Genomic DNA, 12,976 nt, shown 5'->3' with positions numbered 1-12,976 from the left:
ATTTAGACTTATGTCTATTAGACTTTTTGGCTATATACTTTGCTGAATGCTTAAAGTATAAATAAGAAAGCCGAGAATTTTTTCTCGGCTTTCTTATTATAGATATTTTTTTACGGCTTGAAGACCGTTTTGTAGTCGTTGTTGATCCAGTCCGGAGATGACTTCATAATTCGCCTTTAGGTTGGCTAATTCATCTTTCCAGACTTGCATAAAATGTGCCCTTTCGGTTGGGAAATCTCGTAAAGGATCATCCTCCCATGGAAGATCAATATCCATGAGTAAATAAAGGTCATATTTCCTTGTTTTAATGTGCTCAGTTACTTCATTGGGGGTATGTCCGAACAAATGGTCGGACCATATTTTTACGGTCAGTATGGTCGTGTCACAAATCAAAACGCCATTCTTCGCAGTAGGTGTTAATGCTTCCTCCAAAGCAATCTGTCCATAGTACATATTGACTTCGTCCTGCAAGGTATATTGATTGTTTAAGTTTTTGCAATAAAATCGAGCGTATTCAGGAACACAAACTGTTCCTAGTTCCTTTGCTAAATAGTTTGCCATGGTTGATTTACCCGTTGATTCAGGTCCAACTACAGCAACTTTAAGCAACTTACCACTTTCCTTTTCCATAGATTGGCAATATTACTGAAATTTTTGATAGGTTTTTTTCCAATCTCGGTATCCATTCCAGGCAATTATCGCAAAGGCCAAGTACAGTACTGCTGTTAGAATAAGGTTTTTATGTAAGTAAAGTGGGATATAGCATATGTCGACAAAGACCCATAATAACCAGTTTTGTAATACCTTTCGCGTCATTAAAAACTGGGCAACAAAACTTGTTGCGGTACAGAAACCATCAGCATAAGGAACATCGGTGTCGGTAAATCTATCCAATAATAATCCAATTATGCCTGCCAGTACTGCGATTGCCAATATGGTGATCAGCATTTCTCTCGTCTTAAATGAGCTGATTGGTTTTTCATCCGAATGAGCTCTTTTATTCCAATAATACCAACCGTAAATGGCTGTACTCAAGAAATAAATCTGTAGAATAGAGTCACCATAAAGTTTATTGTGGTAGAAGATATACAGATAGGTGAGGACCGAAATAATACTGATTGGCCAGTTCCAGATATTCTGTTTAGCCGCAAGATAGACACATAAGAAGCCTGTAATGGTAGCAAGCCATTCAAGGCCTGAGGTCAGAAGAAATTGTTGATATAATTCATGAAGATATTCCTGCATCCTTTGACCTACTTGATTTTAAATAAATTTACTCTTCCCATCTCATTATTAAATATGACTGCATCAAAGATATCAGTCCAGTTTTTATTTTGCTCCATATAACCAAATGGACGCATGTCTAAATTATTATTGAGCCATTTTCCTTTTTTTGTTTTCTTAAAAGATTTGAAATCCAGGAAGAAATTTGGCATCTCTGTTTTGGAGAAAAGGTATTCCAATGTATTTTCCTTTGCCGGTTCTATGGGCCTGCTATTTTGCATCTGAACGGTGCCCATTTCACCTTTGTTGGCGACAAAACCTATGGAATATAGCTCATCTTTATATTTTCTGTAAATATAATCACCCATTGTGGTTTTATATGGAGAACCTGCATTTCTTGCATTATGTAAATTTGCTGCCCAAATGATTATTTTTTGATTCGGATATCTTTTTTCTTTTAGCCAGATAATATTTTCGGCCATTACGGAGTCACGAGTATATTCATTGAATCGGGAATCATTAACTTTTCTATATACCGCATTCGTCGCAACAGCTAGTTTGTTTCTCATACTTTGTGTAAGCAGTTCCATATCCTTTCCTTCCAACTTTTCCAGATCAGCAAGGATTCTTGCACCGGCATTGTTAAAAGTAGACAACAAGTAGTTTAAGGAATCAAGAGTTAGGTTTTCATTCTTTCCATAAAATTGGCTGGATAAAAGAGCATAAAATTTGAAAAAAGCATTTTGTTCCTCTTGGTCTTTAAAATTAATGTTCTCTTTCTCCATGCTGTTGTATAATTCAAATGGAAAAGTCTCTCGATCTGTTTGGGAGATTTCTTGATGATCAAAACCTGATACAATTAGCGGATGGGTAGATTGTTTTTGCTCATCTATATAGTTGATTAATGGTTGAACTTCAACTGCCCATCCCCATAAAGGAGTAATCGAACGTCTCAGTTCCAGCTTTGCATCTTCTTTATTTTGGATATTTTGAAATGATTTCTCCGCTAAGTACATGCTACTTTCAAATGCTATAACATTAAAACAAAGCTCTTGATGAAGAAACTTGACCAATTCAGATTTCGTCTTTAAGGCAGTGCCATCACCATGCGATTCTTCACCGAGTAGAACAATACTTGCATTCGCAATGTACTGCTTAAGTTTTTTCTTGTTTTGAATGAACTCAGAATTCTCATTAAGGTTCAAAGGAATGATTTCAGATTTTAAAGATTTTATCTTAGAAAGTTCTTCTTTGTTTTGAGCAAACAGACCAGAGCAAATTAAGAGAGAGGCTAGAATCAAGTATACTTTCATAATTGGTTCACTACGATTGGTTTTAATGAATTTACTAAAAAATTAGCAAGGAGATAAAAAGGAGGTTGAATAAATTAAATAATTGAATGTAGGATATGGATAAATTAGGGGAGAAGATTTTTAGAGACCTAAGGAATTAGATCCTAAATGAGAGAGTGAGATTTACAACCTTCAGTTTTTGGGGTTAACTAAAGATGGTATTTAAAGGGAAATAGAACTTTTGCAGGGCTTATTGAACCAGTTTATTGGCGCAATTTGTACTAGCAAAAGATTCGGGTTTAGCCTTAAAAATAAAACCCATACCTAGGATATAGCCCATGGCTTCCTTAAGTGCAGTATTGGATTGAAAATTAGGGTTTGTATTGATGTCGGCGTGGACTTCTAGATCGATTTGATATTGATCTAACAAGGGGCAAAGTTCATAAGCTGTTTCGATGGAATGCTGAACTTCTAAAAGCATTCTTTCTTTGATGGTCATGTTGTGGTTTTTTCTATCCTTATGGATAAACATGAATCCACCGCGGTGTTCCCTGAGGAAGACCACTACGGTTGCAAACTCGACAGTTCCACGTTTTACTTGAGAATCTGTACCAATGTAGACTTTGAGTTTGTTTCCTGCGTTCTTCTCCTTGATGATGGTCTCCTCAACTGCAGACCATAAAGGAAGTTTTATTATCTCTCCGTTGTATTTTTGCCATTCCATAGTATGAAAATTTGTTTATTAAATTTACGGATATGTGTTTCATTTTCTTTGTGTTATATATTAAGTAATTGCTAATTATTTGTTTCTTTTTATTCTATTAACCTATTCTTTATTTCCAAAAGCAAGGTCTCCGGCGTCACCTAAGCCAGGTACAATGTAGGATTTGCTAGTCAATTCATTATCCACTGCACCAACCCAAATTTGCACTTCAGGAAGAAATGCACGCACATGTTGCAAGCCTTCCTCGGAAGCTATCACTGTTGCAATATGCAATTCCTTGATATCATAATCGCTCAATAAATCCTTGCAACAAAGCACCAAACTACGTCCTGTGGCTAACATTGGATCGGCCATTATCACGATTTTACCATCTAAGTTTGGCGTGTTTTGATATTTTTTATGGATTTCAAACTCCCCACTCTTTTTGGTATGTCTGAATGCCGCAATAAAGGCGCTATCCGCCGAATCAAAATAATTCAAAAAGCCTTGATGAAAAGGTAAGCCCGCACGAATAATGGTGGCAATAACAGGTTGATTGCTCATCAAATGCGTGTTGGCAACACCAAGAGGGGTGTCTACCTCGGAATATTTGTATTCGAAAGTTTTAGAGATTTCATAGGCCATAATCTCGCCCAAGCGTTCCAGATTTCTCCTGAATCGCATTCTATCTGTTTGAACCCCAACATCCCTTAGTTCCGCTAAGAAATGGTTTGCAATGCTGTTTTGCTTTGTTAGAATTGTGACCATGACAAAAAGTCTTGTTAACTACCAAAATAATAATAATTTTTTGGATTCTTTTGTTTGTAGCTCAGATATCTAGAAAGGGAATAAAATTTGATAACTTAGGTTAACGAAAGGCAATCTATGAAATTTCAGTTAACATCAGAATATAAACCCACAGGTGATCAACCGGGAGCAATCGAACAATTGGTAGCCGGTGTTGATCAAGGTGAAACCTATCAAACTTTATTAGGGGTAACAGGGTCCGGAAAGACATTCACCGTCGCGAATGTTATTCAGGAAACGCAAAAACCTACCCTTATTCTAAGTCATAATAAAACCTTGGCTGCCCAATTATATGGAGAATTCAAACAGTTTTTCCCAAATAATGCGGTGAATTATTTTGTATCCTACTACGATTACTACCAACCCGAAGCTTTTATCGCTCATACCAATACCTATATCGAGAAGGATTTGGCTATCAACGAAGAAATTGAAAAGTTGCGTCTGGCAACTACATCTTCATTGATGTCGGGTAGAAGGGATGTCATTGTGGTTTCTTCAGTTTCCTGTATTTATGGTATGGGTAATCCAGAAGATTTTTCCAGATCTATATTTCGTTTTGGAGTAGGGACTACCATTAGCAGGAATGCTTTTTTGCATAAGCTGGTTGAGATTTTATATGCAAGAACCACCGCTGAATTTAAGCGTGGTACTTTCCGGGTGAAAGGGGATACCATTGATGTTTATCCGGCATATTTGGATGTTGCCTATCGGGTTTCTTTCTTTGGAGATGAAATTGATGAATTAAGTGAAATTGACCCTGTATCTGGAAGGACCTTAGAGAAGCATGAAACCCTAGCATTATTTCCCGCCAATCTATTCGTTACGCCGAAAGATAAGTTTACCCAATCGATTTGGTCCATTCAGGATGAATTAATGGCCAGAAAGGTGCAATTGGAAGATGAAGGCAAGATGTTGGAGGCAAAGCGTTTGGAGGAAAGAGTAAACTATGATTTGGAGATGATGCGTGAATTGGGATATTGTTCTGGAATTGAGAACTACTCCAGATTCTTTGATGGTCGAGATCCGGGAATGCGTCCCTTCTGTTTGTTAGATTATTTTCCAGAAGATTATCTGTTAGTTATCGATGAAAGCCATGTGACCATTCCACAATTACGAGCGATGTATGGTGGTGACCGTTCTAGAAAGATCTCCTTGGTAGAACACGGTTTCCGATTACCTGCCGCATTGGATAATAGGCCTTTGAATTTCCCAGAGTTTGAATCGCTGACTAATCAAACTATTTATGTGTCTGCAACACCTGGAGATTATGAATTGCAACAAACTGAAGGTGTTGTTGTTGAGCAGGTTATTCGTCCGACAGGCTTATTGGATCCTGTGGTAGAAGTTAAGCCAGCTATCAATCAAGTGGATGACTTCCTTGAAGAAGTGGATAAAACCATCAAAGAAGGAGGAAGAATCCTGGCCACAACTTTGACCAAACGTATGGCTGAAGAGCTGACGAAATATATGACCCGATTGAACATTAAGGTGCGTTATATCCATTCAGAAGTGAAAACTTTAGAACGAGTGGAGATTCTTAGAGGTTTGAGATTAGGAGAGTTTGATGTCTTGGTAGGAGTAAACTTGTTGAGGGAAGGGTTGGATTTACCTGAGGTGACTTTAGTCGCTATCTTGGACGCTGATAAGGAAGGTTTTTTACGCTCTGAGAGATCCTTGATCCAGACTATCGGTCGTGCAGCCCGTAATGATAAAGGTCGGGTGATCATGTATGCTGATAAGATGACGGATAGCATGCGGGTGACCATTGAGGAAACCAATCGAAGAAGAGATAAACAGATTGCATATAATTTAGAACATGGCATTACGCCAAGAACAGTAGGCAAAACGAAAGAAGAGATTTTGGAGCAAACCTCTGTTGCCGACTTCAAAGGTGAACCAAAAGCTTATATTGAACCGGAGGCAGGCGCATCTGTAGCCGCTGATCCTTTAATCGAATACATGAGTGAGAAGGAAATGAAGAAAGCCATTGAAACAGTGAGAAAACGCATGGAAAAAGCTGCTAAGGAAATGGAATTCCTGGAAGCTGCTAAGTTACGGGACGAAATGTTCTCCTTAGAGAAAGCATTTGAAGAGAAATTCGGAGGAAAATAAGGATGTATTTAAACCTGGAGGCTTTTTGTAGGTTTAAATACAAAATCCTCCAGTATGAAATCGATCAGACAATTCTTCTTATTCGCAACATTTAATACTCTTTCACTACGAGTCTAAAGAACAATATTAATCCAATTTGAATATTTTCGCGCCTATTCCTTCAAATTCTATATTGATGGTTGTTTCCACATTGCTTTCTTGATTATTCAGCAAATCGGTTATTTTACTAAATCTTTTCAATCCTAAGTTCTTAGGGTCTATTTGAAAGCTGCTTGGCTCTTCTTTAAAATTGAAGCTTATCAAATAGCTGTTATCACCATCTTGCTTGAAATATACATTGCTGGTCTTATTATCCTTCATAATCGGCAATGGGCGAAAGCTTTTCCCATTTTTAATAACTTTTAATATCTCCTTGTTTTGAAGGATTGGTTCCATTTCAGTGTGCCATTCTTCTTTTATGGAAAAATCATCACCTAAAATGATTGGTCCTGCAACCACAGCAGATAAAAACCTAGCCACATTAGTAGGGTGAGATTCTCCAGTAAAGACCAAATGATCGGCGTCGATGTAATCGTATAGATAAGTTTGCCACCAGCCAAAGGTTACTGAATTTAAAGTGTATGCTGTTTGGTCAATTGTTTTCCAAGCATCACAAGCAATTCTACGCATATGGCTGTATTTGTAGGTCGCGATGGAAGGGGAGATAGCCGCATAAATTAGCATTTGATTATCCAAGATATCATTGAGAAGTTTCATGCCAACAGCATAAGCTTGCATCCCGGTTTTAACATTGGGATTGTAGAACTTACTAGATTCAATTGCTCCATGCGAAAGGAAATCAATTTTTATCATCTTGAATCCACATTCTTTCAGTTTTCCGAGGATAAACTTCATCCTTGCCTGAGTACCCGGATGAGTAGGGTCCAATGCACGACCACCATCCAAATCATGATAGCCGGCTGCGGTTTTAGTCCACATCTCCCCAAAAGTATAATCTGAACCTTCTGCCTTACGATCAGGACCTGATCCATGTCCCCAATCAGTAAAAGGTGCCCAATATACCCCTGGTTCTAATCCAGCCGCCTTACAGTAAGCTACAAATTCTTTCAACTTGCTGTAATCACCAGACATTCCTCCTGGAACCATATTGTCCCAAAAAGAATCCAAATCAATAAAGGCCTTGCCATTTTCGTTTCTAAATTCTGGAATGTTATTCTTGAAATAATCAACAGTTTTTGTCGCATTTTCCCAGGATAATTTTGTTTGAATGACGCCCCAACTATTCCAACCCACAGGAGTTCCCTGATTCCAAGCTTTCAAATGGGGTTGATTCAGCTTTCTTTGGAACTTCGCGTATTCCTCCAAACCTTCTTGCCAATTTTTATGATAGGAGATTAATACCTTGGACGAGCGGATTTCATTGCCCGACAGATAACCATGATCCATGGAATCGCGTGTAATGCCCACATTGGTATATCCATTTTTTAATGCAAGGTCAGTCTTTTTATTCTCTTGTTTGGCCAGGATACCAGACTTCCAGTTTGATTGATCGATGGAAGCTAGGATAAATCCAGATTGATCTTGATTGTCATATAATATTCCGACCTCAGAACTCTGATAAAGGTTACTATCAAGGTCGTTCTGCTCATAAGAAATGAATGTATCATTATCAAAAGGCACAAAAACAGAGCTAAGGCTTTTATTTGATAGAAATGACCCATTGTCTATGAGGAATGGAGTAATTGAATTAGAGCTGATATTTCGGCCCTTTAATACCACTTCCATAACGATGAAGGAACTGCCTTCATAAAAATAAAAGTTTTGAATTGCCTTCGTCCCATTTATTGCCGGATGTTCGATGGAATAACATATTCCTGAACCCGCAGAATCTTTGAATTTTTGTTTTAATGCCCTTCCGTTCTTGGATGTAATGGATTGCTGATCGACACCCTTTAATTGATAAGCAGATATGGCGTTCTCAAAAACAGGATGTTTGTCTTCAAACAAGGAGAAACTTCCTTTTTTCAAGTCATATTTGAATTCCTGATGTTCATTTAGTTTTACAGCGATTTGGGCGTGTAGAGTAAGGTTGGATAAGATAAATAGGCAAATAAGCCCTAATTGATTTAGGTTTTTGAATAACATGATGATTAGGTTGATACAGCAAAATTTAAGAATAGGTCAATTCTTGAATTTCGGAACAATTTACAAGAATAAATTGATATCGATGAAAATATTACATAAAAAAAATGAGGATTAAAAACCTGTTTAATCCTCATTTCTAATAACTTATCGAATTACAATAACCTTGATGGAAATTGATGGATGTTTTCAATACTCAGTTGTTGCATCACCTGATATAATTGGGCTTTGAACATATTGATGGTATGATCAGAACCTTCATCACCTAATGCACCCACTCCATACATAAACGGTCTACCCATAAAGTTAAAATCAGATCCAACGGCATAAGCTCTCCCTAAGTCTACTCCCGAGCGAATACCACCATCCAACATAATTTTTAATTTACTAGCATAACTGCTGTTCTGAGTCAAACGAATCAATGAATGAATAGATGACTCGCCAGCATCAATCTGTCTACCGCCATGATTCGAAACAATAACCCCATCGACACCGATGGAAATTGCTGCTTCCATATCCTCCTGAGTAGTTATTCCTTTCAAAACTAATGGACCTTTCCAAATATCACGGATAGCCTTAACCTTTTGGATATTCACCTTTCCGGTGAAAGTCTTGTTCATAAATTGACCTAGTTGGGAAAGATCAAGTCCTTTTTCCATATAAGGCTTCAAGGTTGCAAAATTTGGAATACCATGTTGCAATGTTTTTATTCCCCATTCAGGACATACCAGTGCCTGTAGGATGTTGCTGATATTCATCTTTGGTGGCATGGAAAGACCACTCTTGATTTCCCGATAACGTAGTCCAAAGGATGGAACATCCACTAGGACAACCAGTACTGGGCATTCCACAGATTTTAATCGATTTAATATATCATCACGCAGACGGTCTTCCGTAGGGTGATACAATTGAAACCAGGCTTCGCCTTCAGAAACTTCAGCGATCCGTTCTATACTGCTGGTCGAAACCGTACTTAAGATATAAGGAACATTATTTTTTGCGGCGGACTTAGCCAATATCTCTGGAGCATTTGGCCACATTAATCCTTGCAGTCCGATTGGTGAAATCCCAAAAGGTGCAGAATATCGCTTTCCAAAAAGTTCAACAGACATGTCTATTTCTCCAGAAACGTGGAGGTATTGAGGTTTTAGAAGAATGTCATCAAAATCACTTTCATTTCTAGCCAAATTGAGTTCTTCATTACATCCACCTTCCAGATAATCAAAAGCAAACTTCGGAATTCGCCATTTTGCTTTGCGTTTTAAATCTGCGACTGATGGATAGCCTGATTTATAAGGATATTTTATCTTAACACTCATTTTTTTAAGATTTAGGTTGTGTTGGCGAAAGTACGGTTAAAAAAATGAAAAACCCATCCTGTGCTATATGCCTTTGAAGGAATTATCGCTTAGAAAAGTAATATTTTAGTTATTAATCGATGAGCAGCTTTTGAACAACCGCACCGTTCTTCGATGTACCATAAAAAAGAATGTAATCTACCTTCGTATTCAAGCCTGAAGTCCCGTCCCTTTGTTGGATGAAGATTCGATTGACTTTAAGTTGAACCCCATTAACCGTGGTTTCCACATAAGGAGTGCCCTTACTGGGAATATTGAGATAAAATTTTTGACTAGGTAGGGATACGATGGATGCCTCATATCGATTCTTGTTGACAGGAATTGATTCAATACCATAGGCAAAGTTCTTTTGAATAACCGATAGAGGCTTGATTTCCCCATTCTTATCAAATATTTGACGATAAACTTTAATAGGATTATCCTCATCCAGTTTATTGTTCTCCAAACGGTTTAATGCATAGATAAAGGTGTTTTTACCGCGGTTATGTTGAATGTAGAATAAAAGGCCGGTTTTGTCGGTTGGCTTTGGATACCCTTCTTGGGCAAAAGAAATGTGGGTACTAACGAATATCAGTAATATCAAAATGAACTTGGTCATCCTAGTAATTTTGATGGGAAGTTACTGATATTCGCATTAATTGATAATGAAATTTAAGTTAAGGATTAATTTGTTCCTCCACGTCCTCCGAATAGTTTTGAAATTAACCAAATCACCAAAACGACTGCCCCAACAACTAATATAATTCCCCACCACATTCCGGCTTTAAAAATCCCTTCTATCAATGAACAACTACTAAAAAGTGATGTTGTCAATGCGAGTGCTAAAAATCCAATATATCTGTTCATAGTTCTTTTTATTTTACTAAACAATAAGAAGTCATAAAAGTTTGGTTTATCCTAACTACAGATAAGTTTTTTACAGATTTTATCTCTTTTTTGGAAAGAGCTGATTCGATAAAATGAGAAGGCCGAGCTAATTTAGCTCGGCCTTCGTAGATTATATTTTATAATACTTATTCAGCTCTTAAAATTTTGGCAGCTTCTACCATTGATTCTAATGCTGCTTTAGTTTCTGGCCAAGCACGAGTTTTCAAACCACAGTCAGGGTTTACCCATAATTGCTCTGCAGGAACTACAGCTTTAGCTTTACGTAATAAGTTAACCATTTCTTCTGTGCTAGGAACACGAGGAGAGTGGATATCATATACACCTGGACCGATATCGTTAGGATATTTAAAGTCAGCAAATGCATCTAATAGTTCCATTTGAGAACGTGAAGTCTCGATGGTAATTACATCGGCATCCATTGCTGCGATATCTTGGATAATATCGTTGAATTCAGAGTAACACATGTGTGTGTGGATCTGCGTATCATCATCAACATTTGAAGAAGAAACACGGAATGCACGAACTGCCCAATCCAAGTATTCTTGCTGATCAGCTTTACGTAATGGAAGACCCTCACGAATCGCCGGCTCATCAATTTGAATGATTTTGATACCTGTTTTTTCCAATGCTTGAACTTCATCCAAGATTGCTAATGCAATTTGGTAAGTTGTTGTTGAACGAGGTTGGTCGTTACGTACGAATGACCATTGTAAGATCGTAACTGGACCTGTCAACATTCCTTTTACAGGACGGTTAGTCAATGATTGCGCATATGCAGACCAACGAACAGTCATGTCTTCAGGACGGTAAACATCACCAAAAATAATCGGAGGTTTTACACAACGAGAACCGTAAGATTGAACCCATCCATTTTGCGTGAATGCATATCCAGCTAATTGCTCACCGAAATACTCAACCATGTCATTACGTTCGAACTCACCATGTACTAATACATCGATGTCTAGATCTTCTTGTAAACGAATAGTTCTTTCCGTTTCAGCAGCGATTTCTTTATCGTATTCCTCTTGAGAAATAGCACCTTTTTTCAAGTCAGCTCTCCATTTACGAACATCTTTCGTTTGTGGGAATGAACCGATTGTTGTAGTTGCAAATCCAGGAAGGTTGAATTTAGCTTGTTGAGCTTCTTTACGAGCATTGAAAGTAGAAGTACGTTTAGCATCTTCATCAGTGATGTTGCTAACTCTGTTTTTTACTTCTGGTTTGTGGATCAATGGAGAAGTTCGACGGCTTTCAGCAGCTTCTTTGTTTGCTTCAAAACGTTTTTGAGTTTCCGCATCTACTTCACCCTCAGCTAATACTGCTAAGTCTTTTACTTCAGCTAATTTTTGTTTAGCGAATGCTAACCAGTTTTTCACTTCAGCAGGTAAAGATTCTTCATTGTTTTCATTGTCTAAATCAAATGGAACATGCAATAATGATGAAGAAGGAGCAACCCAAACACGGTCTTTTCCTAAAGCATCAACGGCTTGTTTGATTTTTTTGAATGAGTTTTCATAGTCATTTTTCCAAATGTTACGGCCTTCAACAACTCCTAATGAAAGAGTTAATGATGCAGGAACTTTGGATAATATAGTGTCAAGTTGGTTTTCACCACGAACTAAGTCAAGGTGTAACGCATGCACAGGAAGGTTTACAGCGATATCTTCGTTGTTTCCTAATGCCTCGAAGTAAGTAGCAACGATTAATTTGATGCCTTTAGCAGCTGCAGCTAACTTTTCGAATACTTTTCCGTAAAGTGCTTTTGTAGCATCATCGATATCTAATGCCAAGAAAGGCTCGTCGATTTGTACATATTGTGCGCCAGCATCAGCAAGTTTTCCAAGGATCTCTTCGTATACAGGAAGTAATTTGTCGATAAGATCGATGCGGTTAAAACCAGCTTCTTTTTCTTTACCTAATAATAAGTAAGAAATTGGACCAATCAGAACAGGTTTTGTTTCAATGCCTGATTGTTTTGCTTCATTGTATTCACTTAAGAATTTCTCTGAAGTAAGTTTGAATTCTTGATCTTTTACGAATTCAGGAACGATATAGTGGTAGTTGGTATCAAACCACTTTGTCATTTCCATAGCAGTTACATCAACACCACCTTCTTGGAAACCACGTGCCATCGCGAAATATAAATCTAAGTTATATTGACGATCAATTTTGTTTAAAAGGGAGTTGTAACGAGCAGGAATTGCTCCAACAGTTAATGATAAGTCAAGGACTTGGTCATAAAATGAAAAATCATTTGATGGGATCAATTCGATGCCAGCATCCTTTTGAGTCTTCCAATTGCTTTCACGGATTTTCAGTCCAGCCTGCAATAATTCTTCCGCGCTGATTTTCTTTGCCCAGTAAGCTTCATTAGCTTTCTTCAGTTCACGGAATGCACCCACACGTGGGTAGCCTAAATTGTTTGTTAATAGCATATAGATCTCTACTAA

General features: G+C 37.7%; 11 protein-coding genes. 1 reads left to right on the top strand and 10 read right to left on the bottom strand.

What is annotated here, in order from left to right; translation table 11 throughout:
- Positions 1 to 96: 96 nt before the first annotated feature.
- From ACF3OC_RS16505 to upp, 5 genes are all read right to left on the bottom strand, one after another.
- On the bottom strand, positions 97 to 630 hold the full coding sequence (locus ACF3OC_RS16505) for an AAA family ATPase (protein ID WP_392469956.1): 534 nt from the start codon (positions 628 to 630) through the stop codon (positions 97 to 99).
- A gap of 12 nt (positions 631 to 642) precedes the next feature.
- Entirely contained in the window at positions 643 to 1,245 is a 603-nt protein-coding gene (gene pnuC, locus ACF3OC_RS16500; protein WP_392469953.1) for a nicotinamide riboside transporter PnuC, read from the bottom strand.
- Between the two features lie 8 nt (positions 1,246 to 1,253).
- The gene (locus ACF3OC_RS16495; protein ID WP_392469950.1) at positions 1,254 to 2,537 is read right to left on the bottom strand and encodes an erythromycin esterase family protein; all 1,284 of its coding nucleotides are present in this window, start codon (positions 2,535 to 2,537) and stop codon (positions 1,254 to 1,256) included.
- Positions 2,538 to 2,766: 229 nt separating this feature from the next.
- Positions 2,767 to 3,240: a ribonuclease H-like YkuK family protein gene (locus ACF3OC_RS16490; protein ID WP_094257929.1), complete on the bottom strand. Its 474-nt coding sequence runs from the start codon at positions 3,238 to 3,240 to the stop codon at positions 2,767 to 2,769.
- A 102-nt stretch (positions 3,241 to 3,342) separates the two neighbouring features.
- Entirely contained in the window at positions 3,343 to 3,987 is a 645-nt protein-coding gene (gene upp / locus ACF3OC_RS16485) for a uracil phosphoribosyltransferase (RefSeq protein WP_094257928.1), read from the bottom strand.
- Between the two features lie 117 nt (positions 3,988 to 4,104).
- Here upp and uvrB point away from each other — a divergent pair, with 117 nt between their 5' ends.
- A complete protein-coding gene (gene uvrB / locus ACF3OC_RS16480) occupies positions 4,105 to 6,138 on the top strand; it encodes an excinuclease ABC subunit UvrB (RefSeq protein WP_094257927.1) in 2,034 nt (677 codons plus the stop codon).
- Between the two features lie 126 nt (positions 6,139 to 6,264).
- Here uvrB and ACF3OC_RS16475 read toward each other — a convergent pair whose 3' ends face one another.
- From ACF3OC_RS16475 to metE, 5 genes are all read right to left on the bottom strand, one after another.
- The gene (locus ACF3OC_RS16475; RefSeq protein ID WP_392469947.1) at positions 6,265 to 8,283 is read right to left on the bottom strand and encodes an alpha-galactosidase; all 2,019 of its coding nucleotides are present in this window, start codon (positions 8,281 to 8,283) and stop codon (positions 6,265 to 6,267) included.
- Between the two features lie 152 nt (positions 8,284 to 8,435).
- Entirely contained in the window at positions 8,436 to 9,599 is a 1,164-nt protein-coding gene (locus ACF3OC_RS16470) for an alpha-hydroxy-acid oxidizing protein (RefSeq protein ID WP_392469945.1), read from the bottom strand.
- A 112-nt stretch (positions 9,600 to 9,711) separates the two neighbouring features.
- Complete coding sequence (locus tag ACF3OC_RS16465; protein ID WP_392469943.1) at positions 9,712 to 10,236, bottom strand: DUF4833 domain-containing protein; 525 nt, start codon at positions 10,234 to 10,236, stop codon at positions 9,712 to 9,714.
- 65 nt (positions 10,237 to 10,301) lie between these two features.
- The gene (locus tag ACF3OC_RS16460; RefSeq protein ID WP_094257923.1) at positions 10,302 to 10,484 is read right to left on the bottom strand and encodes a hypothetical protein; all 183 of its coding nucleotides are present in this window, start codon (positions 10,482 to 10,484) and stop codon (positions 10,302 to 10,304) included.
- A 167-nt stretch (positions 10,485 to 10,651) separates the two neighbouring features.
- A complete protein-coding gene (metE, locus tag ACF3OC_RS16455; RefSeq protein ID WP_392469941.1) occupies positions 10,652 to 12,961 on the bottom strand; it encodes a 5-methyltetrahydropteroyltriglutamate--homocysteine S-methyltransferase in 2,310 nt (769 codons plus the stop codon).
- Positions 12,962 to 12,976: the final 15 nt, after the last annotated feature.

The sequence above is a fragment of the Sphingobacterium cellulitidis genome (genome assembly GCF_043187465.1).
GTDB lineage: Bacteria > Bacteroidota > Bacteroidia > Sphingobacteriales > Sphingobacteriaceae > Sphingobacterium > Sphingobacterium cellulitidis.
The sequence above is the reverse complement of the archived record's forward strand: the minus strand, read 5'-3'. Positions and strand labels throughout refer to the sequence as shown.

What these genes read in the sequence shown, in the direction of transcription:
- ACF3OC_RS16475 (WP_392469947.1), bottom strand. Translation starts at nt 8,283, where the DNA reads ATGTTATTCAAAAACCTAAATCAATTAGGGCTTATTTGCCTATTTATC.
- ACF3OC_RS16495 (WP_392469950.1), bottom strand. Translation starts at nt 2,537, where the DNA reads ATGAAAGTATACTTGATTCTAGCCTCTCTCTTAATTTGCTCTGGTCTG.
- ACF3OC_RS16460 (WP_094257923.1), bottom strand. Translation starts at nt 10,484, where the DNA reads ATGAACAGATATATTGGATTTTTAGCACTCGCATTGACAACATCACTT.
- ACF3OC_RS16465 (WP_392469943.1), bottom strand. Translation starts at nt 10,236, where the DNA reads ATGACCAAGTTCATTTTGATATTACTGATATTCGTTAGTACCCACATT.
- ACF3OC_RS16505 (WP_392469956.1), bottom strand. Translation starts at nt 630, where the DNA reads ATGGAAAAGGAAAGTGGTAAGTTGCTTAAAGTTGCTGTAGTTGGACCT.
- pnuC (WP_392469953.1), bottom strand. Translation starts at nt 1,245, where the DNA reads ATGCAGGAATATCTTCATGAATTATATCAACAATTTCTTCTGACCTCA.
- ACF3OC_RS16490 (WP_094257929.1), bottom strand. Translation starts at nt 3,240, where the DNA reads ATGGAATGGCAAAAATACAACGGAGAGATAATAAAACTTCCTTTATGG.
- metE (WP_392469941.1), bottom strand. Translation starts at nt 12,961, where the DNA reads ATGCTATTAACAAACAATTTAGGCTACCCACGTGTGGGTGCATTCCGT.
- ACF3OC_RS16470 (WP_392469945.1), bottom strand. Translation starts at nt 9,599, where the DNA reads ATGAGTGTTAAGATAAAATATCCTTATAAATCAGGCTATCCATCAGTC.
- uvrB (WP_094257927.1), top strand. Translation starts at nt 4,105, where the DNA reads ATGAAATTTCAGTTAACATCAGAATATAAACCCACAGGTGATCAACCG.
- upp (WP_094257928.1), bottom strand. Translation starts at nt 3,987, where the DNA reads ATGGTCACAATTCTAACAAAGCAAAACAGCATTGCAAACCATTTCTTA.